The following is a 20,166-nucleotide window of genomic DNA, read 5'->3' as shown; positions in this document are numbered from 1 at the left end:
AGGCCGGCGGGCCGTGGAGGCCGGCGGGCCGTGGAGGCCGGCGGGCCGTGGAGGCCGGCGGGCCGTGGAGGCCGGCGGGCCGTGGAGGCCGGCGGGTCACACGTCCGGTGCCGCCTGCACCACCCCCGCCGCGATGGCCGCGCACAAGGCCGTGTGGTCCGCGGCGGTCTGGTCGGTGTACCGCAGGGCGAAGTCGGCGACGGAACGGTCGAAGGTGTCGGAGCTGCCCAGGTATCCGGCGATGGCGATGCGGTCGCCGGAGCGGGCGTGGGCGCGGGCGAGGGCGGTCCCGCACAGCCGGGCGTACCCCGCCAGGTCGCGCGGGCTCATGCCGGCCACGTCCGCGGAGCCCTTCATGTCGCGCAGCTGGCGCCAGTAGTAGGCGCGGCCCTGCGGTCCGGTCATCCAGCCGAGGAAGATGTCGCCGGCGGCCTGCATCAGCCGCTGCCCGGCGACCACGCGGTGCCCGGGGTGGTCGTACGGTCCGCCCGGCAGGTACTCCTCCAGCACGGAGCTGCGGGCCTCCTTGATCTGGAGGAACAGCGGGTCGTCGGCGTCCCGGCCGGCGAGGAGCACGATGAAGCAGCGGGTGCCGACGCTGCCGACGCCGACGACCTTGCGGGCGGCGTCCACGAACCGGTACCGGTCGAGGAGCAGCCGGCGTTCCTCGGACAGGGTGGAACGGTAGTCGCTGAGGATCTTGCGCAGCGCCGCCGTGTCGGACACCCCGGCGGGCTCGATCAGCGGCGGGTCGTGGATGATGCGCCGCCGGCCGTCGACGACCTCGGTGAGCTTGCCGAGGGCCTGGAGGCTGGTGCGGCGGCGGGCCCGGGTGAGGCTGGCCTCGGCGCGGGTGCGGCGGCGGGCGGAGCGGACCAGGGGCAGCAGGCTGTCGGCCTCGATGCGCTGGTACCAGACGTCGAGTTCACCGAGCCGGGCCAGTCGCCGCACGGTCGTGCGGTAGGCGGCGGCGGACTCCTCGGCGGCGGCGCGGGCCTTGTCGTCGGGGTGGCCGTTCTCGCGGGCCGCCACGGCGACGCTCGCGGCGAGGCGCTTGACGTCCCACTCGAACGGGCCGGGAAAGGTCTCGTCGAAGTCGTTGAGGTCGAACAGCAGACTGCGCTCGGGCGAGGCGAACAGGCCGAAGTTCAGCAGATGGGCGTCGCCGCACAGCTGCACGGTCAGCTCGGTGCGGGGCTGCGCGGCGAGGTCGCCGGCCATCACCGCGGCCGCGCCGCGCAGGAAGGCGAACGGCGAGGCGGCCATCCGCCCGTACCGGATCGGCAGCAGCTCCGGAAGCCGGTCACGGCCCTGCCGTTCCAGTACGGCGACCGGGTCCGGCCGGTCGACGGCGGGCAGCCAGACCGCGTGTGTGGTGCGCGGTACCTGTTTGCGCGCCGCCCTGCCCTGCTCGGCACGTTCGGCGGGTGTGGCCATGTCGTCACCCCTCCCGTCGCACGTGTGCTCCTGATCGCAGTCAAGGCCGGGAGCGGGACGCACGCATGCCGGGTACGGCGAACGGGTGACACGGCGGACCGGTCCCGGGGCGGCGGAACACGCCCGGGGCGGGGCGACTGTCAGTGGTGTGCGCCAGGATGCGGGGACGGGAGACGGACGACGGGCGGCGGGCGCGGCGGGGAGGCCGGAATGGGTGAGACACGGCGGTACGTGGGGGCGGCCGAGCGGCGGGCCCGGCTGGGGGTGCGGCACCGGCTGGCGGACGGGGCGCGGGCGGCGGGCCCGGAGGAGGCGGCCGCGTCCCTGGTGGCGCTGCACGGCACGGACCCGGCCACGGTGTTCCTGGCGCTGGGCGCCCGGCTCGCGGAGCCCGCCGGGACCGTGCCGGAGGCGGAGCGCGCGTTGTACGAGGACCGTTCCCTGGTGCGGATGCACGGCATGCGGCGCACGGTGTTCGTGTTCCCGGCGGAGCTGACGGCGGTGGTGCACGCCTCGACGGGGCTGGCGGTGGCCGCGCGCGAGCGGGCCGCGCTGCTGAAGGACATGGCGGCCGCCGGCGCGCCGGACGCGGCCTGGCTCTCGGAGGTGGAGTCGGCGACGCTGGCCGCGCTGGAGCGGCGCGGCCAGGCCACGGCGGCCGAGCTGGCGGGGGACGAGCCGCGGCTGCGGGAGCAGTTCGTGTACGCGGCCGGGAAGAGCTACGAGGGCGTCCACACCGTGTCGGGCCGGCTGCTGAAGGTGCTGGGCACGGAGGGCAAGGTGGTGCGGGGCCGCCCGCTGGGCTCGTGGACGTCGGGCCAGTTCCGCTGGGCGCCCGCCCCGCCGCATCCCGCGCTGGACGAGGCCGCCGCGCAGGCGTCGCTGCTGGAGCGCTGGCTGGCCTGCTGCGGTCCGGCCACGGAGGCGGACCTGAAGTGGTGGACGGGCTGGAAGGTCACCGACGTACGGCGGGCGCTGGCGGCGATCGGGGCGCGGGAGGTGACGCTGGACGAGGGCACGGGGTTCGTCACGGAAGGGGACGCCGGGCCGGTGGCCGCCGAGGCCGGGCCGTGGGCGGCGCTGCTGCCCGCCCTGGACCCCACGGCGATGGGCTGGCAGCAGCGTGACTGGTATCTGGCGCCCTCGCTGCGGCCAGCCCTGTTCGACCGCAGCGGCAATGTCGGGCCGACGGTGTGGTGGGACGGCCGGGTCGTGGGCGGCTGGGCGCAGCGGCCCGACGGCGAGATCGTGTGGCGGGTCCTCGACACCGCCGGCGTCGGCCGGGAGGCCGAGGAGGCGATCGCGGCCGAGGCGCTGCGGCTGCGGGACTGGGTCGGCGGCGTACGGGTGACGCCGCGCTTCCGGACACCGCTGGAGCGGGAGCTGACGGGATGAGGTGAGGGACCGCCGGGTGCCCCGGTCGTGGCGGGCACCCGGCACCGGGTCACCGGCTGTAGCGCATCAGCGCCCGGACCATGCGGCAGGTCGTGTCCGACGGCGGGTGGACGCCGATCTGCTCGGCGGCGCTGCGGATGGTCTCGTCGCCGGCGTGGTCGGGCGCGTAGACGCCGGAGTCGAGCAGGGCGATGGCGAGACGCATCGCCTTCAGGCGGCGGTTGTGCGTGATGTACCACTCGCGCGGCCGGCCCGCCGGCAGCGGCCGCTTCACCACGGGCGCGTACGGCAGGTCGAGCAGGACGAGACGCTGGACGGTCGACTGGGTGGGCAGCGGCTTCGGCTGGAGTGCGGCAGCGGGCACAGGCATCCTCCTGTCGCGGTGAGGGTGCCTTCCTCCGGGCCTTCGACGACCTCGGTGACACCCTCGAACACTGCCTCCATTCTACTGCCGCCCACTGACAATCAAAGGGCCCGCGAGGTCATGGAATCCCCAGGTCAGCACCGTAGATGGCATGGCGCCACAGGTTCCCCAGAAGCCTGCTCGAAATTCGAACATGGCTCTCGTCCCCGGTCGCCGCTACGGTGAGGCCATGGAGATCTGGATCAACCCCGCCTGTTCCAAGTGCCGCAGTGCCGTGAGTCTGCTCGACGCCGAGGGGGCCGAGTACACGGTCCGGCGTTATCTGGAGGACGTGCCGAGCGAGGAGGAGATCAGGGAGGTGCTGGAGCGGCTCGGGCTGGAGCCGTGGGACATCACCCGCACCCAGGAGGCGGCCGCCGCGGAGCTGGGGCTGAAGGACTGGGCCCGTGACGACGCCTCCCGGGAGCGGTGGATCGCCGCGCTCGCCGGGCACCCGAAGCTGATCCAGCGGCCGATCATCACGGCGGACGACGGCACGGCGGTGGTGGGCCGTACGGACGAGGCGGTACGGGACGCGCTGACCCGCGCATGACGGCCCCCGCGGCGGTGCGCGGGGGCCGTGCTCACGCCTGCGTGCCCTGGAGGACCTTCGCCTCCACCGCCGGGTCCAGGCCGACCGAGGGCCGGTCCGGGCGCTGGGGCGCGCTGCCGCCGATGCTCCGCAGCCAGGCCCAGGTGCCGGCGACCGTGTCGGCGACGGGGCGGCAGCGCAGGCCCGCCGCGACCGCCCGGGAGACGTCGGCGCCGTGCAGGGCGTCGTGCAGGTCGCTGCCCGGCGGCACCCACACCGGCAGCTGCGTCCAGGGTGCGATGCCCGCGGCGAGGACGGTGTCCGGGTCGGTCCAGCGCAGTTCGGCCGTGTTCCCGGTGACGTCCGCGCACGCTTCGAGGAGGTCGCCCATCGTGGCGTGTCCCTGCGGGCTCATCAGGTTGTAGGGCCCGCTCAGCCGCTGCTCCGCCGCGCCGAGCACCCACTCGGCGAGGTCGCGGACGTCGACGAACTGGATCGGCAGGTCCCGGGGGCCGGGCGCGAGCACCGGACCTCCCCGGGCGGTGCGGGTCAGCCACCACGGCAGCCGGCCGATGTTCTCGTAGGGCCCGAGGATCAGCCCGGACCGCGCGAGCACCGAGGCGTCCTCGCCGAACTCCTCCGTCACGGCGAGTTCGCCGCCGCGTTTGTCGTGCGCGTAGTCGGTCTGCGCGGCGTCCGCGGCGGCGTCCCGCACCAGGAGGGCGTCCTCGGTGTACCCGGCGGGCGGGGCCCACTCGTACACCGAGCAGCTCGACACGTACACGTACCGGTCCACGCGTCCGCGCAGCCGCCGGGCCGCGTCGCCGACCGCGCGGGGCGCCCCCGACCAGGTGTCGACGACGGCGTCCCACTCACCGGCGGCCAGGGCGTCGAGGCCGCCCGGCGCGGTGCGGTCGCCGGTCAGCGGGCGAGCACCGGGGGCAGGTGCCTGCCGCCCCCGGTTGAACACCGTGACGTCCCAGCCGCGTCCGAGGGCCGCCTCCACGACGGCCCGTCCGGCGAAATGCGAACCACCCAGCACCAGAAGTCTCATGCGGATGACTCTGCCTGCCGCGGACCGGCGGGGGAAGCGCTCTTAGCCGTCGGCAGAGCGGCTCAACGCGCGACCGGCGGGGTGTACTTGTAGCCGACGCGGCGCACGGTCTGGATCGACTGGCGGTACTGGGCGCCCAGCTTGCGGCGCAGCCGGGCGATGTGGACGTCGACGGTGCGGCCGTCGCCGACGTGGCCGTACCCCCACACGGTGGTGACGAGGTGGTCGCGGGTGTGGACCCGGTTCGGGTGCGCGACCAGATGGGCGAGCAGCTCGAACTCCAGGTAGGTCAGGTCGAGTTCCTGCCCGTCCACCTCGGCCGTGCGCTGCACCGGGTCGACCCGCACGAGCGGGGTCCCGCCCGCCGCGGCCGCCTCGGCGGCCGGCCCGGCAGGCTCCGCCGTCAGCGGCGGCTGCTGCTCGGCGGGGACGAGCACCAGGTAGCCGACCATCGGCGGGCGGCCCGGCAGGGTGGGCAGGCTGTGCTGGGGAGCCGGCAGCCAGGTGGCGCCGGGCGGCAGGAAGTCCGCGATGTCCGGCACCTCGTCGGGGCCGACGGCGCGGAGCCGGTGGCGTGCGCCGGGCACGGCGTTCTCGGCCGGGGCGGTGACGGGAAGAGTGGTCAGGGAACGGGAGGTCGCCATGAGAGGTCAGCTCTTTCGCGCGAGAGTTCGTCAGGAGGTCCGACGGCCGCGAGGTCGTGGTCGGGCTCGTCGAGGAGACGTACGTCGTGGCGCGCTGGCCGAAGGCCGGGGTGTACGGCTTTAGAGGGCCTGCGCGTTCGCCGCGCGGCAACACACCCGGTCGAAGTCGTGGTGCTGACGGGAAGGCCAGAAGGGCTCGAGGTCGTGGCGACCCGTCGCGAGACACTTCTGGAAGCTGGCCATGCCTCCATTGAAGCAGACGTGACGTCCGGGGAGGAGCCTCCTCTCACTGTTCGGACAGACGTCCGACGCGAAAGCGACCCTCCAACCCCTGCCCCACCAGGCGTCCTTGCCGGATCGGCAGCTCCACGGCGATCGCCCGGCCGGGGCCCCTGTCCCACTGTGCGGACGGTCCGGTGCCGGTGGGCGCGGCCGAGGACCCGTCGCCCGCGGCCCTCGTGGCGGCCTCGGGACCGCCGTGGCGCAGGGTCGGCCCACGGCCCCGGGCGGGTCTGGCCGGCGGTCTGCCCGGCGGTCTGCCCGGCGGTCTGCCGACGGAAGAGGAGAACCCCCGGGCACCTCGCGGCCGGCACCTGTCCCGCCCGTGCCGCAGCCGCACCGGCCCGCCCGGCAGGTCCGCGCCCGGCAGGTCCGCGGCCGGCAGGTCCGCGGCCGGCCGCGGACGCGTCCGCCCGTGGCCCGTCCGGGTCGTGACGGCGGGTGTCCCGTCGGTCCTCATGGGTCCGCCCCGCCGGGAGCCGCCGGTGACGCGACGAGGGGCGCCCACCTCACGGTGGACGCCCCTCGGGAGCCTTGCGGCCGTGGATCAGACCTGGCCGGCCTTCTCCAGGGCGGAGCAGCAGGTGTCGACGAGCAGGCGGGTCACCACGTACGGGTCGACGTTGGCGTTCGGGCGGCGGTCCTCGATGTAGCCCTTGCCGTCCTTCTCGACCTGCCACGGGATGCGGACCGAGGCACCGCGGTCGGAGACGCCGTAGGAGTACTTGTCCCACGGGGCGGTCTCGTGCAGACCGGTCAGACGGTCGTCGATGCCGGCGCCGTAGTTCTTGACGTGGTCGAGCGGCTTGGAGCCCTCACCGAGCGACTCGGCGGCGGTGATGATGGCGTCGTAGCCCTCACGCATCGCCTTGGTGGAGAAGTTGGTGTGCGCGCCGGCGCCGTTCCAGTCGCCCTTGACCGGCTTGGGGTCGAGGGTGGCGGAGATGCCGAAGTCCTCGGCGGTGCGGTAGAGCAGCCAGCGGGCCACCCACAGCTGGTCGGAGACCTCCAGCGGCGCCAGCGGGCCGACCTGGAACTCCCACTGGCCGGGCATGACCTCGGCGTTGATGCCGGAGATGCCCAGGCCCGCCTTGAGGCAGTTGTCCAGGTGCTTCTCGACGATGTCGCGGCCGAAGATCTCGTCGGCGCCGACACCGCAGTAGTAGCCGCCCTGCGGGGCCGGGAAGCCGCCCTCGGGGAAGCCGAGCGGGCGGGCACCGTCGAAGAAGGTGTACTCCTGCTCGATGCCGAAGATCGACTCCTGGGCGGCGAACCGCTCGGCGACCTCGGCGAGCGCGGCACGGGTGTTGGACTCGTGCGGCGTCATGTCGATGTTCAGGACCTCGCAGAGCACGAGGATGTCGTCGCCGCCGCGGATCGGGTCCGGGCAGCTGAAGACCGGCCTGAGGACACGGTCCGAGGCGTGGCCCTTGGCCTGGTTCGTGGAGGACCCGTCGAAGCCCCAGATCGGCAGCTCGTCCAGACCGACGGGCTCACCCGTGATGATCTTGGTCTTGGAGCGGAGCTTGGCGGTCGGCTGGGTGCCGTCGATCCAGATGTACTCAGCCTTGAAGGTCACGGGGCCACTTCCTTCGGGGGTGGGTCTGCACACGTTGCGGGTTGCTGCGGCGCTGCGGCACCGGAGCGCCGCCGTCGACCGGCAGCCTGTCAACGGGCGATTTCCCGGTCATTGCTCGAATGTGAACCCCGTGTTACCTGGCGATGGTGTGCCCCATCTCACGCCGTGAGGGACCGCCGTGTGCGCAGCGCCGCGGGGAGCGGCCGTTCGCAGTCGCGCAGAGCGGCGGGAGCCGGGCTTGTATGCGACGGAATACGCCCCCGCACGCCGTCCGCACCGGCGGACTCCCCCGGCGCTCCGCCCCGGCCCTGCGCCTCGATCCTGCACCCCGGCGCTCCGCCTCAGTCCTGCACCTCAGTCCCGCGCCTCAGTCCCGCGCCTCAGTCCCGCGCCTCCGCCGCCGCGTCCCGTACGCCGCCCAGGAAGCGGCGGATCGCGGCCCGCTCCCGTTCGTCGCAGTCGCCCAGCAGCTCCACCGCCCGGCCGATCAGCGGACCGAAGAAGGACCGGCCCAGCTCGACGGCGCGCTCCTCGATCCGTACGACGACCTGACGGCGGTCCCGCTCGCCCCGCACCCGGCGGACGTGCCCGGCCCGTTCCAGGCGGTCGACCAGGGCCGTCGTACCGGCGGAGTTCAGCCCCAGCTCGGCCCCGAGCCGGCCGGCGGTCAGCTCCTCGCCCGCGCGGGAGGCGTCCATGAGGGCGATCAGGGCACGCACGTCCGTCGGGTGCATGTCGTTGCGGTTCGCGAACCTCGCGCTGTGCAGCCCGAGTTCGACCGTCACCGCGCGCAGCAGATGGACGATCTCCATCTCCGGCCCCTGCTCCTGCATCGCCCGCCACCTCCGGCTATCATCTCGCTCCACAAGAATCTTGCTGGACGAGATAATAGGGGGTGCTGTGCGTACGTACGACAGCGACGGCTTCGGCTCCGCGTACGACGAGGTGATGGCGAAGTGGCCGGCCGGGCACGAGGCGGTCGAGGTGCCCACGCCGTACGGCACGACGTACGTCAATGTCTGCGGTCCGCGGGACGGGCGCCCGCTCCTGCTGCTGCCCGGCGGCGGGGGCGCGACCTCGGCGTCCTGGTACGCGCAGGCGGCGGAGCTGGCCCGCACCCACCGGGTGCACGCGGTGGACCTGGTAGGGGCGCCGGGGCGCAGCGCGCGGACCGGCGACCGTCCGCTGCGGACGGTCGCCGATCTCACGGCGTGGGTGGACGCCCTGCTCGACGGTCTCGGCATCGACACGGCCGACGTCGGCGGGCACTCCTACGGTGCCTGGATCGCGCTGCATCACGCGCTGCACGCCCCGGCACGGGTGCGCCGCCTGTTCCTCCTCGATCCGACCGGATGCTTCGCCGGGTTCGAGGCGGCGTACCTGCTGCGGGCGCTGCCGATGCTGCTGCGGCCCTCGCCGCGCCGGGTGCGTGCGTTTCTGGAGTGGGAGACCGGGGGCACCCCTCAGGACCCCGCATGGCTCCGCCTCCAGGAGGCGGCCGCCGGCTTTCCTTCCAAGAAGCCGGTGACCGGACCGCGTCCGGCGCCCGAGGCGCTGCGCGGTCTGGACGTGCCGGTCCTGCTGCTCGTGGCCGCGAACAGCAGGACACATGACACGTGCGCGGTGGCGGCCGGGGCGGCCGGGCTGCTGCCGCACGCGGAGGTCGTGGTCCTCGCGGACGTCTCCCATCACGCGCTGCCGCAGTCGGCACCGGCTGACCTGGGCCACCGCCTCAGCGGGTTCCTTTCTGCGTGAGCGTCACCCCACCTTCTCGATCACGGCCCGGCGGATGAGGAACTTGCCGGGCTCACGGACCTGCTCGAAAGCCGCGTTGTTCAGCAGGACACAGCTGCCGGAGACCGAGGTGACCTCGACGGTCGTGGACTTGTTGTTGTCCAGGTTGGTCACCTTCAGCTTGGTGCCGGCCGGGAACTGGTTGCTGGACGCCGCCGGGGCTCCGCCCTCGCCGGAGAGGGTGACGGTGGAGCCGTTGCAGACCTGCTGGCCGGAGGCCGCGGGAGGAGCGGCCTGACCGCCGCCCGCCTGCTGACCGCCGCCCGCCTGCTGACCGCCACCGGCCTGCTGACCGCCGCCCGCCTGCTGACCGCCACCGGCCTGCTGACCGCCACCGGCCTGCTGACCGCCGCCCGCCTGCTGACCGCCGCCCTGCTGGCCGTTCTGCCCCGACTGGGAGCCCTGAGCCGACTCCCCAACGACGCAGTCCGACGCCTTCTGCTGCACCTTGATCTGTGCGATGACAGCCTCGCGGTTGGCGATCCGCGCCGCCGACTGGGCGTCGGGCTTGGCCTTCTGGTCCGCGATGAACCGCTCGTTGTTGCCGAGCGCGGTGGCGAGTCCCTGGCAGACGGTCGAGTCCTTCGCCGACTGCGCGGCGTTCGAGGTGCTCGCCATGACGAAGGCGCCACCTCCCGCCACCGTGGCGGCGGTCACCAGCAGCGCCACCTTCTTCTTCGCACTGAGGGTCCTCCTACGCGACATTGCGCGCCTCCTGGGAAGTCGGGGGAGAGTTCGCCGCTATGTACGAGATCCCGAACGGAGTTACTCAGCGGTCACACAGAAATGTCGAAGTAACCTGCGTCACACGGGAGTTGGCGGTCACCCCGAGGTGTACCTGGCACCACCCCCCATCCGGTCCCCCACCCCCGTGATCTGCGGCGCGGTCTCGGCGAGACTGGAGACCGCAACGAGAGAGGCGGGGGTCATGATCCGGGAGAAGGCGCGGGACGCCGTCGTGTCGGGGGCGCGGGGAATGGCGCTGGCGGTGATGGCGTGGACCGCCTCGATCGTGCTCAGCGTGCTGACGGTCGTCTCGGTCGTCTACATCCCGCTGGGCATCGGCGTCGTGACCACGCCCACCGTCCTGACCGCCCTGCGCGAGTACGCCGTCAAGCGGCGCGAGCTGGCCGCGAGCTGGTCCGGAGTGCGCATCCCCGCCCGGTACGCGCCACTGCCCGAGCCCGTCCGCGGCGGCATCATGGGCCGGGTCGAGCTGACCAACGCGCTGCTGCGGGACCCCGCGACCTGGCGGGACCTGCGCTGGCTGTGGGTGGACACCCTGATCGGCGGCGGCGTGGCGATCGTGGCGCCGGCGCTGCTCGCGGAGGGCGTGCTGGGACTGCTGATGGGTGCGGGCCTGTGGCGGCCGATCGTCGAGGCGGGCGGCACCTACTGGTTCGCCTTCGTCCCCGTCTCCGGGCAGGGCACGGCCCTGCTCGCCGCGCTGCTCGGCTGTGTGTGGCTGGCCCTCGCGCTGCGCTTCAACCCCGTCCTGGTCCACGCGCACTTCCGGCTCACCCGGGCCGCGCTCGCCCCCACCGAGACGGCCGAACTCACCCGCAGGGTGGAGAAGCTGACGGAGACGCGGCGGGACGCGGTGGACGCCTCGGCGGCCGAGCTGCGCCGTATCGAGCGCGATCTGCACGACGGGGCGCAGGCCCGCCTGGTGGCGATGGGCATGGACCTGGGAACCATCGAGATGCTGCTGGACAAGGACCCCGAGAAGGCCAGGCGGCTGCTGGCGCAGGCCCGGCAGTCCTCCGTGGACGCCCTCGCCGAGCTGCGCGACCTGGTGCGCGGCATCCACCCGCCGGTGCTGGCCGAGCGCGGACTGGGCGACGCCGTGAGGGCGTTGGCCCTGCGGATGCCGGTGCCGACCGAGGTGACCGTGGAGCTCGACGGGCGTGCCGAGGCGCCGGTGGAGTCGGCCGCGTACTTCGCGGTGAGCGAGCTGCTCACCAACGCCGTGAAGCACTCCGGCGCCGACCGGCTCTGGATCGACCTGCACCACTCCGAGGGCCGGCTGCGCGCCACGGTCACCGACAACGGCCGGGGCGGCGCGGACCCGGCGGCCGGTTCGGGACTGGCCGGGGTGGAGCGGCGGCTCGGTACATTCGACGGCGTCCTGGCCGTCAGCTCTCCCGCGGGCGGTCCCACCATGGTGACCATGGAGATTCCGTGCGAGTTGTCCTAGCCGAAGACCTCTTCCTGCTGCGCGACGGTCTGGTCAGGCTGCTGGAGGCGTACGACTTCGAGATCGCCGCCGCGGTGGAGACCGGCCCCGAGCTGGACCGCGCGCTGGCCGAGGAGCGGCCGGACGTGGCGGTGGTGGACGTACGGCTGCCGCCGACGCACACGGACGAGGGGCTGCAGTGCGCGCTGCGGGCCCGGCGGGAGCGGCCCGGACTGCCCGTGCTGGTGCTGTCGCAGCACGTGGAGCAGCTGTACGCGCGCGAGCTGCTCGCCGACGGCAGCGGGGGCGTCGGCTATCTGCTCAAGGACCGGGTCTTCGACGCGGACCAGTTCGTGGACGCCGTACGACGGGTCGCGGCGGGCGGGACCGCGATGGACCCTCAGGTGATCCAGCAGCTGCTGGCCCGCCGCGCCGGGCAGGACCGGCCGCTGGCCCGGCTGACGCCCCGTGAGCTGGAGGTGATGGAGCTGATGGCGCAGGGCCGTTCGAACGCCGCGATCGCCGGGAAACTGGTGGTGACGGAACGGGCGGTGGCCAAGCACACCGCCAACATCTTCACCAAGCTGGGCCTGGAGATCTCCGACGACGACAACCGGCGGGTGCTGGCCGTGCTCGCCTTCCTGGACCGGGACCGCTGAGGCCGCTCATGCCCTCGTCAGGGCCCGACGAGAACCGTCAGGGCCTGGCGGGAACCGTCGGGGACCGTTGAAACACGTGAATTTCCGGGACGTCTGAACACTCGTGGGACCACGTCCGTATGGATGGGAGCCGCTTCACTCCTGTCGGGCGCCTCGATGCTGCCCCGCAAGGAAGTCAGAGGAGTTCCATGGGACGCAACACACGAAAACGCCGTACGCCGCTGGCCACCAAGGCCATAGCCGCATCGGCGGCCCTAGCGCTCGGTGGGGGCGGGCTGATCTGGGCGAACTTCTACGCTTCGGCGCACGAGGACGGCCAGAAGAGCTGGGACCGGACGAAGGCGGCCGCCGCGCAGGTCGCCACGATCGACTGCCCGGACGTCGGCCAGCAGCTCACCTCGGTGCCGGACCGCGCCCGCGGCGAGGTCGACGGTGAACTGGCCACGCTGGACCAGCAGATCACCGAGTCGTACCAGCGGCTGGCGAGCACCCGGGACGCCCAGTCCCGGGACGCGAGCTTCGTGCAGAACAGCATCCTTCAGCCGCTGAAGGACCGCCGCACGGTGATCATCGATCGCATCAAGCTGGAGATCAACCGGGCCGGAGGCAGCGCCCCCGGCAGCCTGGACGGTCTGGCCGGCTGTGCCGCCGCCCCCGCGGAGCAGCCGCAGACCAACGCGGGCGAGGGCGGTGGCGGCCAGCAGCAGGACGGCGGCCAGCAGCAGGGCGACGGTCAGCAGCAGGACGGCGGCCAGCAGGACGGTGGCCAGCAGGACGGTGGCCAGCAGGACGGTGGCCAGCAGCAGGGCGACGGCCAGAACGGTGACGGCCAGCAGCAGGGCAGCAACGGTCAGGCCGGCAACGGCCCCGTCGCCGCCGACTTCGTGGACATCACCACCGTCCAGCCGAACGTGCAGTCGCCGCGCCGCGGCCGCAGCGCCTCCACGGGCACGTTCAGCAGCAGCTGCGGGACGAACGCGAACAAGAAGTTCAACACCGACAACGTGATCGTCGCGCCCGGTGTCACCAACGGTGCCCACCACCTGCACGACTACGTGGGCAACCAGGCCAACGACGCCTTCGCGAACAACGACACGTTCGCGGCCGCCGGCACCACCTGCGCCAACCAGGGCGACAAGTCCTCGTACTACTGGCCGGTGCTGCGTGTGCAGGACGGCACGCAGGACTTCGACCAGAACAACGACGGCGGTGGCAAGGAAGGCAACGTCGGCCGGATCCTCCAGGCCAAGCAGGCGCAGATCAAGTTCGTCGGCAGCCCGAAGTCCAAGGTCGTGGCGATGCCGAAGTTCCTGCGGATCATCACCGGCGACGCCAAGACCACGACCAACGGACTGGCGAACGCCAACGCGTCCTGGAGCTGCACCGGGTTCGAGAACCGGCAGCTGAAGGAGCAGTACCCGCTGTGCCCCCAGGGCAGTGACGTGGTGCGCACGTTCAAGTTCCAGAGCTGCTGGGACGGCCAGAACATCGACAGCGCCAACCACCGCACGCATGTGGCCTTCGCCGACGCGTCCGGCCGCTGCCAGAACGGCTTCAAGGCCATTCCGCAGCTCGTCATGCGGCTCGTCTACGACGTGGACGCTCCGGTGATCGAGAACGGGCAGGTGAAGAACGCGATCGCGGTCGACGGCTTCCCCGAGCAGCTGCACAAGCCGAGCACCGACCACGACGACTTCATCAACGTCTTCGACGAGAACCTGATGAACAAGATGGTCCGCTGCATCAACTCCGGATCCCGCTGCCGGTGATCTGACACCTCGCGGTTCCCCCCACAGGAGCGGGCGGTGGGTTCTCCCACCGCCCGCTTCCGCTGTGCCGGCACGGTCCCGGCGACAGTGCCTAGTGGTGACCGCCGCCGCCGTGGCTGCGGCCCTCCTCGATCATGCCGCCCAGCGTGCCGCGCAGCGCGGTGACGACGTCCGTGTCACCGACGGCGACCCACTTGCGGCCGACCAGGTAGTGGCCGCCGTAGTCCTTGGCCTCGTTGATCCACTCGCGCTGGCCGCGGTCGGTGGCGAAGGTGGCCAGGACGAACTTGCCGTCGCCGTTGCGGCAGATGGCCTGGCGGATCTCGTCGGCGTCGGTCTGCATGTCGGGAGCGCACTCGGCCTCGGCGGCCAGATGCTCCAGGCTGCCGGTGGCGGTCGGCGGCACGGACGTGCCGCTGTCCTGGGAGCCGCAGCCGGTCAGGGCCAGCAGTGCCGCGCCGAGCAGCGCGCTTGTCATCGGTCGGGGCAGCCTCATGTGATCCTCCGGGCAGAATGCAGGCGGGTGCCTGACGTCCGATACGGCTGTCACGCCCGCCGCGCTCAAATCCCGCGCCCCGCGGGGCACACCCGTGCGAGGGTAGGCCGGTGGACAAGGACTGGGAAGACCGTGTGAGCGCCGCCTGGGCGTCCTTCGACGACTGCCCCGAGGAGGAGGCCGGCGCGTTCCGCGCGGTGATCGACGCGCTGGTCGCCGAACTGCCCGACGGCAGTCCCGAGGGTCCTTTCGAGCAGGCGTGCGCCTGGGACTCCACCGGCCGCTCCGACCGGGCGGTGCCGCTGTACCGGGAGGCGCTGGCGCGCGACCTCGCCGGGTACAAGGGGCGGCGGGCGAGGATCCAGCTGTCCAGCTCGCTGCGCAACATCGGGCAGCCGGAGGAGGGCGTGGAACTGCTGACTCCCGAACTGGACGGCCCCTCCGACGAGTTGGACGACGCCGTACGGGCGACACTGGCGCTGTGCCTGTCCTCCCTGGGGCGCGACCGCGAGGGCCTGGCGCTGGTGCTGGGCGCGCTGGCCCCGCATCTGCCCCGCTACCAGCGGTCGATGGCCGGCTACGCGCGGGCGCTGGCCGGTCCGCGGGACTGAGCGGCCCGTCCGGCGGTGACCGACGGGGCGTTCGCTCGTTCTGCTGAACGTGCCGTCACAGGATGCCGCCCCGCGCCCCGCAGTCTCCCCCGCCGACCCGGTGGCCGACGCCGGACAGGCCGAGGCCGCGCTCGTCGAGCACTATCCGCGGCTGGTCCGGCTGGCCTATCTGGTGCTGCCGTCGGGCCTGGGCCGGGGCCGGCGCGTCCTGACCGCGCACGCCCTCACCCAGCGCGCACTGCCCCGGGGCGGCCGCACGTCCGCCCCGGCGGTGCCCGCGCAGAGCCGGCCCGGCGGCCGCGGCGGCGACCCGGGCTACGCCTTCGTGCGGCTGCGGGTGCTGCGCGCGGCGCTGGAGGCCGGTCTGCCGCTGACGTTCCGGGCCCGGCCCCGGCTGCCCGTGCTGCTGCCGCGGGTGTGGGGCCTGAAGCTGTTCCCGCGCTCGGGCGGCGCCGCCGAGCTCGCGCTGGACCAGCGGCTGTCCGCGCTGCCGGCCCCGGCCCGTGCCGCGTACGTGCTGCGGGGCCTGGAGCGGCTGGACGACACCGAGGTGCGCCGGGTGCTGGCGGCCGCCGGGGCCGACGACCCGGACGGCGCCCTCGCCGGGGCGGACGGCGTACCGGCGCAGTACGCGCTGCTGGAGTCCGCCGAGTTCGACGCCTGCTCGCTCCAGGCCCGGCCCACCGATCTGATGCGGCGCCGCCAGCACCTGCGGGCCGCGCTCGTCGCGACCGCGGCCGTGGCGCTGTGCGGGGCGCTGCTCGGACTGCCCGGCGACGGCTGGGGCCGCGAGGGGGCCGCCGCCCCGCCCTACGCCCGCAACCCCTCCGCGGAGGCCGCACTGGACCCGGCCCGGCTGGTCGAGGTGGCGCCCGCCGCGTGGCAGAGCTCCGCGCGCACCGACTTCTCGGTGTGGCCGGCCCGGGGTGAGCTCACCGGCGACACGGCCCTGCTGCGCCGGGCGCTCGCCGTGTGGGCCCGGCCCGGCGAGCGGGTCCTCGTCTCCGTGACACCCGGCACCCCGTCGGGCGGCCCGGCGGGCCCGGCGCAGCTGCTGTACGCGGGCGGCGTCGGCAACGCCCGGGTGGTGATCCTCTACGACGGTCTGCGCATCGCCCGGTACGCCGAGCCGAAGGACGGCACGGCCGGCGCCGCGATGGACTTCGCGCGGGTCGACGGGGCGAGCGGTGCGGAGGCGGGCGCGGTCGTCCTGGACCGGGCCGACGGCAATGTGCGGTACCTGACCGCGCCCTGGGTGGAGAAGGCGTCCGTGCGGGACCTGACGAAGCCGGGGTCGGGTGCGACGGAGCTGACCCTGGCCGACGGGATCACCTCGCCGCTGGCCGGCCCGGCCGGCCGCGGCGGCGCCTGTACGTCCTGGAACGCGCTGGAGCTGACGGGCAGGGACGGCACACGGCTGGCCACGGATCTCGGGGAGCTGGTGCCGGCCCGGCTGACCTCGGGGCGGCCCGGGTCCGCGCGGGACGTGACCGGCGCGCAGGCGCTGGACGGCTGGGCACCGTACGCCTGCTCGCTGGCGGACATGCGGGGGCACGGCGTACGGGCGGTCAACCTGTGGAGCTACGCCGCTCAGCCGCTGCCGGAGGGCGGCGGGACCGCCGGCTGGGTGTGCACGCGGGCGGAGACCTGGCGGGGCGGGGGACCGCGGGTGCTGGCGCAGTTCCGTACGCCGGGCGGGACGTACGGGGCCGTGGTGGCGAAGGCGGAGAACGTGGCGGCGTGCGGGCCGAAGGACCCGCATGTGCTGGCCGGGGTGCTGTGGAAGTCGGAGCGGGGTTCCTGGTACCTGCTGGCCGCGGGGAGCAGGGCCGTGGCGTCGGTCGGGGCGAGCGGCGGGGTGGAGGGCTCGGCGGAGGGTCCGCTGCTGGCCGTGGAGGCGCGGCAGGGGGCCCGGGCCGGGCTGAAGGGGGTCCTGGAGGACGGGCGGGAGATCGGCGGGCTGCGGTAGCGGCTCCGCGCACAAAGTCCGGGCGCAAGGCTTCCCGACGGCCTTACCCGTCAGTACATTGACAGCATGTCTAACAAGCAGGGCCGTCTCCCCCGGCCGGTCGACGCGGAGCGGATCGCGCTCAAGGCACGGAAGGTGTCCTTCGCCTGGGAGGACACCCCGCTGCACTGGGTGCCCGGCGATCCCTTCACCACGCACACCATCAACGTGCTGCATCTGCTGCTGCCGGCCGGTGAGCGGTGGTTCGTGCACGTCTACAGGCAGGTGCTGCCCCTCATCCGGGACGAGCGGCTGCGCGAGGACGTCATCGGCTTCATCGGGCAGGAGGCGATGCACTCCCAGGCCCATGACGAGGTGCTGCCGCATCTGAGGGAGCTGGGGCTCGACCCGACGCCGTACACCGCGCAGGTGGACTGGATGTTCGAGAAGCTCCTGGGCGACCGGACCCTGCCGCCGGGCCGGGCACGCCGCTGGTGGCTGCTGGAACGCGTCGCGCTGATCGCGGCGATCGAGCACTACACCGCGTTCCTCGGGGACTGGGTGCTCAACGCCGGGGAACTGGACCGGCGCGGGGCGGACCCGGTGATGCTGGACCTGCTGCGCTGGCACGGCGCCGAGGAGGTGGAGCACCGGTCGGTGGCGTTCGACCTGTTCATGCATGTCGACGGCAGCTACCGGCGCCGGGCGCGCACCTGGGCGACGGCGTTCGCGACACTCGTGTTCCTGTGGCAGCGCGGGACGCGGTTCTTCATGGAGAACGACCCGACCCTGCCGGACGGCAAGGCGTCGTTCAAGGACTTCTATCTGAGCGGCCGCCGGGGCACCCTGCCCGCGACCGGGGACATGCTGCGGTCGATACCGACCTATCTCAGCCGCGCCTACCACCCCTCGCAGGAGGGTTCCACCGCCCAGGCCCTGGCGTATCTGGCGAGTTCGCCGGCCGCGCTGGCCGCGGAGAAGGGGGCCGCGTGATGCCGAGGCCGCTGACCCTCGTCGCCGCCGCGGGTGCCGCTCTCCTCGTCCGGCGGGCGATGCGCCGCAGGATCCAGGACTCTCCGCTGTGGCCGATGCCCGCTCTGGAGGAGCCGGTGTCGGGACGGCCGCGCTCCCGTGCGCTGCGGCTGGAGGTGACCGCGCACGAGGAGATCGCCGACGGCGTCGTCCGGCTGCGCCTGGAGGGGCACGCCCTCCCGCGCTGGGAGCCGGGCGCGCATCTGGACCTGGTCCTGCCCTCGGGCCTGGTGCGCCAGTACTCGCTGTGCGGGGACCCGGAGGACACCTCCTCCTACACGGTCGCCGCCCGCCTGGTGCCGGACGGGCGCGGCGGTTCGCGCGAGGTGCACGAGCAGGTGCAGGAGGGCACCGAGCTGGAGGTGCGCGGGCCGCGCAACCGGTTCCCGCTGGTGGAGGCGGGATCGTACGTGTTCGTCGCGGGCGGCATCGGGATCACGCCGGTGCTGCCGATGCTGCGGGCGCTGCCGGAGGGCGCCGCGTGGCGGCTGCTGTACTGCGGGCGGAGCCGGGCGTCGATGCCGTTCCTGGAGGACGTGCTCAAGCTGGGCGGGGACCGGGTGACGGTCGTCGCCGAGGACGAGAGCGGCAGGCCCGACCTGGACGGGTTCCTCGCAAACGTGCCCGAGGGGGCCGCGGTCTACGCCTGCGGGCCCGAGGGGCTGATGGCGGCCGTCGCCGGGCGGGCGCCGAAGGTGCGCCTGGAGCGGTTCGCCCCCCGTGCGTCCGCCGGCGGCGACCATGCGTTCGAGGTCGAACTCGCGCGCAGCGGACGGACGGTGACCGTGCCGGCGGGGACCAGCGTGCTGGCCGCGGTGCGGGCGGAGCTTCCGGACACCCTCTACTCGTGCGAACAGGGCTTCTGCGGGACCTGCCTGCAGCGGGTGCTGGAGGGCGAGGTGGACCACCGGGACGAGCTGCTGACCGACGGCGAGCGCGACGACTCGATGCTGATCTGTGTGTCCCGGGCCCGCGGCGGACGTCTGGTGCTGGACATGTGAACGGAGCCGGCGGACGCGGCCTGTGAACCGTACGATCGATCCGGCCCGTTCGGCGGCCGGATCCGATCGGTAAAGTGTTCGCATGTCTACCGGGACGCGCCGCAGGTTGGGAGTCGAGGAGCGACGTCAGCAGCTGATCGGGGTCGCCCTCGACCTGTTCAGCCGCCGCTCCCCCGACGAGGTCTCCATCGACGAGATAGCGTCGGCGGCCGGTATCTCCCGCCCGCTGGTGTACCACTACTTCCCGGGCAAGCTCAGCCTGTACGAGGCCGCGCTGAAGCGCGCCTCGGACGATCTGGCGGGCCGGTTCACCGAGCCGCACGAGGGGCCGCTCGGGGCACGGCTGCTGCGGGTGATGGCCCGGTTCTTCGACTTCGTCGACGAGCACGGCCCCGGCTTCTCCGCGCTGATGCGCGGCGGCCCGGCCGTCGGTTCCACGACCACCAACGCCCTCATCGACTCCGTACGGCAGGCGGCGTACGAGCAGATCCTGGCCCACCTCGGCGTCGGCGAGCCGCCCGCCCGGCTGGAGCTGGTGGTCCGGTCGTGGATCTCGCTCGCCGAGTCGACCGCGCTGATCTGGCTGGACGGGCGGCGCGTCCCGCGCGAGGAGCTGGAGGTCCAGCTCGTGCAGAGCCTCGGCGCGCTGCTCGCGGTGAGCGCCGCGCACGACACGGAGACGGCCGAGCTCCTGCGTCCCCTGCTCAAGCAGGAGCCGGGTGACGGACCCTTCACGGACCTGGTCACCCGGCTCGTCACGCTCGCTTCCTAGGGCCTGTCCGCCCCTTCGCGTCGTCGCCCGAAGGGCGGCCGCGCGCCGTCAGGTGCGTGCTCTCGGCGTGCCGGCCCCAGGCCCTCGTACCGGACGTACCCGGGTCCGGGGCCGGTGCGGCGAGAGCGCGTGCACGGCGTCGCGCGGCAGACGGGAACGGTCAGACAGGCCCTAGGCTTCGAACTTCCGGTAGGAGGCGTCGAGGTCGCGTACCTCGGCGGACAGGTGCAGTCCGCCGTCCACCGGTTCGATGTGCTTGCGCAGCAGCTCCACCACGGTCTCGGTGAGCTTCGCCTTCGTCTCCTCGGTGCGTCCGGCGAGGAGACCGACGGTCACGTGCACGACGGCGTGCGGCTCACGCTCCAGGTCCGCGTAGGCGAACGCGGTGCTTCCCGACCGGAACAGCGTCTTGCACGCCTGCGGCCTGGCCGCCGCGATCTCCACGACCGTCTCGTGCAGCGCCCGGGCGAAGCCCTCCTGGTCGAAGGAGTCCGTCATGTCCAGCGAGGTGGAGTAGTCGACGGTGATCTGCGGCATGGGTGCTCCTGTTTCTGCGAGGGACAGGAGCACCCTAACCGCAGCGTC

Annotated in this window: 20 protein-coding genes; 11 read left to right on the top strand and 9 right to left on the bottom strand. The window is 73.4% G+C overall.

The window, feature by feature from the left end; genetic code table 11:
* Window positions 1-96: 96 nt before the first annotated feature.
* On the bottom strand, window positions 97-1,437 hold the full coding sequence (locus ACIQGV_RS32120) for a DUF2252 domain-containing protein (protein WP_402500764.1): 1,341 nt from the start codon (window positions 1,435-1,437) through the stop codon (window positions 97-99).
* Between the two features lie 210 nt (window positions 1,438-1,647).
* On the opposite strand from ACIQGV_RS32120, the gene ACIQGV_RS32115 reads away from it, so the two are divergent.
* Window positions 1,648-2,832, top strand: coding sequence for a winged helix DNA-binding domain-containing protein (locus ACIQGV_RS32115; protein ID WP_402500762.1), 1,185 nt, complete (start codon window positions 1,648-1,650; stop codon window positions 2,830-2,832).
* A gap of 49 nt (window positions 2,833-2,881) precedes the next feature.
* On the opposite strand, the gene ACIQGV_RS32110 is transcribed toward ACIQGV_RS32115, so the two are convergent.
* The gene (locus tag ACIQGV_RS32110; RefSeq protein WP_402500760.1) at window positions 2,882-3,196 is read right to left on the bottom strand and encodes a hypothetical protein; all 315 of its coding nucleotides are present in this window, start codon (window positions 3,194-3,196) and stop codon (window positions 2,882-2,884) included.
* A gap of 229 nt (window positions 3,197-3,425) precedes the next feature.
* Here ACIQGV_RS32110 and ACIQGV_RS32105 point away from each other — a divergent pair, with 229 nt between their 5' ends.
* On the top strand, window positions 3,426-3,788 hold the full coding sequence (locus tag ACIQGV_RS32105) for an arsenate reductase family protein (protein ID WP_402500758.1): 363 nt from the start codon (window positions 3,426-3,428) through the stop codon (window positions 3,786-3,788).
* 31 nt (window positions 3,789-3,819) lie between these two features.
* On the opposite strand, the gene ACIQGV_RS32100 is transcribed toward ACIQGV_RS32105, so the two are convergent.
* The 4 genes from ACIQGV_RS32100 to ACIQGV_RS32085 all read right to left on the bottom strand — a co-directional run bounded on the left by ACIQGV_RS32100 (window position 3,820) and on the right by ACIQGV_RS32085 (window position 8,156).
* A complete protein-coding gene (locus ACIQGV_RS32100) occupies window positions 3,820-4,821 on the bottom strand; it encodes an NAD-dependent epimerase/dehydratase family protein (protein WP_402500755.1) in 1,002 nt (333 codons plus the stop codon).
* A 62-nt stretch (window positions 4,822-4,883) separates the two neighbouring features.
* The gene (locus tag ACIQGV_RS32095; protein ID WP_402500753.1) at window positions 4,884-5,465 is read right to left on the bottom strand and encodes a winged helix-turn-helix domain-containing protein; all 582 of its coding nucleotides are present in this window, start codon (window positions 5,463-5,465) and stop codon (window positions 4,884-4,886) included.
* Window positions 5,466-6,291: 826 nt separating this feature from the next.
* Entirely contained in the window at window positions 6,292-7,323 is a 1,032-nt protein-coding gene (gene glnII, locus ACIQGV_RS32090; protein WP_402500751.1) for a glutamine synthetase, read from the bottom strand.
* Window positions 7,324-7,703: 380 nt separating this feature from the next.
* Window positions 7,704-8,156: a MarR family winged helix-turn-helix transcriptional regulator gene (locus ACIQGV_RS32085; RefSeq protein ID WP_402500749.1), complete on the bottom strand. Its 453-nt coding sequence runs from the start codon at window positions 8,154-8,156 to the stop codon at window positions 7,704-7,706.
* Between the two features lie 115 nt (window positions 8,157-8,271).
* On the opposite strand from ACIQGV_RS32085, the gene ACIQGV_RS32080 reads away from it, so the two are divergent.
* The gene (locus tag ACIQGV_RS32080) at window positions 8,272-9,078 is read left to right on the top strand and encodes an alpha/beta fold hydrolase (protein WP_402500847.1); all 807 of its coding nucleotides are present in this window, start codon (window positions 8,272-8,274) and stop codon (window positions 9,076-9,078) included.
* Window positions 9,079-9,081: 3 nt separating this feature from the next.
* Here ACIQGV_RS32080 and ACIQGV_RS32075 read toward each other — a convergent pair whose 3' ends face one another.
* Window positions 9,082-9,822 (bottom strand): hypothetical protein, encoded by a 741-nt coding sequence (locus ACIQGV_RS32075; protein WP_402500747.1) that lies wholly within the window; start codon window positions 9,820-9,822, stop codon window positions 9,082-9,084.
* Between the two features lie 223 nt (window positions 9,823-10,045).
* Here ACIQGV_RS32075 and ACIQGV_RS32070 point away from each other — a divergent pair, with 223 nt between their 5' ends.
* From ACIQGV_RS32070 to ACIQGV_RS32060, 3 genes are all read left to right on the top strand, one after another.
* Window positions 10,046-11,314 (top strand): histidine kinase, encoded by a 1,269-nt coding sequence (locus ACIQGV_RS32070; protein ID WP_402500745.1) that lies wholly within the window; start codon window positions 10,046-10,048, stop codon window positions 11,312-11,314.
* Window positions 11,299-11,952 carry a LuxR C-terminal-related transcriptional regulator gene (locus ACIQGV_RS32065; protein ID WP_402500743.1) on the top strand — a complete coding sequence of 218 codons (654 nt, stop codon included), beginning with the start codon at window positions 11,299-11,301 and terminating at the stop codon, window positions 11,950-11,952. Before ACIQGV_RS32070 ends, ACIQGV_RS32065 begins: the two co-directional genes overlap by 16 nt.
* Before the next feature lie 188 nt (window positions 11,953-12,140).
* Complete coding sequence (locus ACIQGV_RS32060; RefSeq protein ID WP_402500740.1) at window positions 12,141-13,721, top strand: DUF1996 domain-containing protein; 1,581 nt, start codon at window positions 12,141-12,143, stop codon at window positions 13,719-13,721.
* A gap of 91 nt (window positions 13,722-13,812) precedes the next feature.
* Here the strand turns inward: ACIQGV_RS32060 and ACIQGV_RS32055 are convergent, their stop codons facing one another.
* Window positions 13,813-14,217 carry a hypothetical protein gene (locus ACIQGV_RS32055; RefSeq protein WP_402500738.1) on the bottom strand — a complete coding sequence of 135 codons (405 nt, stop codon included), beginning with the start codon at window positions 14,215-14,217 and terminating at the stop codon, window positions 13,813-13,815.
* Window positions 14,218-14,327: 110 nt separating this feature from the next.
* Between ACIQGV_RS32055 and ACIQGV_RS32050 the strand changes: the two genes are divergently transcribed.
* From ACIQGV_RS32050 to ACIQGV_RS32030, 5 genes are all read left to right on the top strand, one after another.
* Window positions 14,328-14,828, top strand: coding sequence for a tetratricopeptide repeat protein (locus ACIQGV_RS32050; protein ID WP_402500735.1), 501 nt, complete (start codon window positions 14,328-14,330; stop codon window positions 14,826-14,828).
* A gap of 49 nt (window positions 14,829-14,877) precedes the next feature.
* Window positions 14,878-16,797, top strand: coding sequence for a hypothetical protein (locus ACIQGV_RS32045; RefSeq protein ID WP_402500733.1), 1,920 nt, complete (start codon window positions 14,878-14,880; stop codon window positions 16,795-16,797).
* 66 nt (window positions 16,798-16,863) lie between these two features.
* The gene (locus tag ACIQGV_RS32040) at window positions 16,864-17,769 is read left to right on the top strand and encodes a metal-dependent hydrolase (RefSeq protein ID WP_402500730.1); all 906 of its coding nucleotides are present in this window, start codon (window positions 16,864-16,866) and stop codon (window positions 17,767-17,769) included.
* Window positions 17,769-18,809 carry a PDR/VanB family oxidoreductase gene (locus ACIQGV_RS32035; protein ID WP_402500728.1) on the top strand — a complete coding sequence of 347 codons (1,041 nt, stop codon included), beginning with the start codon at window positions 17,769-17,771 and terminating at the stop codon, window positions 18,807-18,809. Before ACIQGV_RS32040 ends, ACIQGV_RS32035 begins: the two co-directional genes overlap by 1 nt.
* 82 nt (window positions 18,810-18,891) lie before the next feature.
* Window positions 18,892-19,581, top strand: a complete 690-nt coding sequence (locus tag ACIQGV_RS32030) for a TetR/AcrR family transcriptional regulator (protein ID WP_402500726.1) — start codon at window positions 18,892-18,894, stop codon at window positions 19,579-19,581.
* A 171-nt stretch (window positions 19,582-19,752) separates the two neighbouring features.
* Here the strand turns inward: ACIQGV_RS32030 and ACIQGV_RS32025 are convergent, their stop codons facing one another.
* Entirely contained in the window at window positions 19,753-20,118 is a 366-nt protein-coding gene (locus ACIQGV_RS32025; protein WP_402500723.1) for a 5-carboxymethyl-2-hydroxymuconate Delta-isomerase, read from the bottom strand.
* Window positions 20,119-20,166: the final 48 nt, after the last annotated feature.

This window comes from Streptomyces sp. NPDC093094 (assembly GCF_044754345.1).
Taxonomy (GTDB): domain Bacteria; phylum Actinomycetota; class Actinomycetes; order Streptomycetales; family Streptomycetaceae; genus Streptomyces.
The sequence above is the reverse complement of the archived record's forward strand: the minus strand, read 5'-3'. Positions and strand labels throughout refer to the sequence as shown.